General features: G+C 54.3%; 3 protein-coding genes. 2 read left to right on the top strand and 1 reads right to left on the bottom strand.

Annotated elements, in window-relative coordinates; translation table 11 throughout:
• Positions 1 to 111 precede the first annotated feature (111 nt).
• The gene (locus tag IV91_RS18740; RefSeq protein WP_160171601.1) at positions 112 to 273 is read left to right on the top strand and encodes a hypothetical protein; all 162 of its coding nucleotides are present in this window, start codon (positions 112 to 114) and stop codon (positions 271 to 273) included.
• A gap of 47 nt (positions 274 to 320) precedes the next feature.
• Entirely contained in the window at positions 321 to 662 is a 342-nt protein-coding gene (locus IV91_RS0114720; protein ID WP_031599569.1) for a TrbC/VirB2 family type IV secretion system protein, read from the top strand.
• Here the strand turns inward: IV91_RS0114720 and IV91_RS19415 are convergent.
• Positions 656 to 851: hypothetical protein (locus IV91_RS19415; RefSeq protein WP_233418503.1), on the bottom strand; the 196-nt coding region annotated here is incomplete at its 5' end. The two genes, IV91_RS0114720 and IV91_RS19415, sit on opposite strands and share 7 nt — an antisense overlap.

The following is an 851-nucleotide window of genomic DNA, read 5'->3' as shown; positions in this document are numbered from 1 at the left end:
GGTCGTTTGTAATAGAGGGTTTGCCGCTGGTCATGGCCTGGATGCTGTAGTCGCAAGACGAGAGCCAGGAGACCCCAGCGGGTTCGCCCTTAGAACCCCCTGCCTTTAGGCATGGGGAGGTTTAGCCCGTTACAGGAAATCCGGCTTGATGCCAACCTGATCAAGGGTGTCCAGAACATCGCCACCATGATCGTGGATCCGGATGGCAAGGGACTCAACGACTTCATAACATCCGTATTTTCTCCTCCCACATTCCCTCCCCACCGAGTCTGAATAGGACCCTCATGTCGAGGGCCATTACTGATAGGGAAGGTACGAAAATGAACCAATCAATCGTGAATGCAATTCGATCCAAAGTTGCACGCCGCGCTGGAATGACCGGGGCAGTTTTTATGGCCACCATTTCCAATGCGTTTGCCACCGGGGCCGGGGGACTCCCTTGGGACAGCGCGATCATCCAGTTGCAAAGTGACCTCACCGGGCCAGTGGCCACCGCAATCAGTGTCATTGCCTTTCTCGCCGCAGGCGCTGCTCTGGTGTTCGGGGAAGAACTGGGTGGCATCGCCAAGAAAGCGCTCTTTGTGGTGCTTGGGGTCGCCTTCATTGTCCTTGGTGACAAATTCCTTGCAGCCATGGGTCTGACCGGCGCACTGATCTATTGATGGTCACTCAAGGAAATAAGGACGAACCAGGCACGGAAGAATTCTTTCCGGTCGAACTGGACCTTACCGTAATCATTCAGCCACTTCTGGACCAGGGTCACAACCTGAAAGAAATCGCTGTGGCCCTGCGCAAAACTGCTTACCTCGCAGAGATGATGGCCAAAATCCATGGAGATTTTCAATGAGCGA

It is taken from the genome of Ferrovum myxofaciens (assembly GCF_000735045.1).
Taxonomy (GTDB): Bacteria; Pseudomonadota; Gammaproteobacteria; order Burkholderiales; family Ferrovaceae; genus Ferrovum; species Ferrovum myxofaciens.
Note: the sequence above shows the minus strand (reverse complement) of the source record. Positions and strands in the feature narration are given on the sequence as shown.

Coding starts and splice junctions, on each gene's coding strand:
- IV91_RS0114720 (WP_031599569.1), top strand. CDS start 321: ATGAACCAATCAATCGTGAATGCAATTCGATCCAAAGTTGCACGCCGC.
- IV91_RS18740 (WP_160171601.1), top strand. CDS start 112: ATGGGGAGGTTTAGCCCGTTACAGGAAATCCGGCTTGATGCCAACCTG.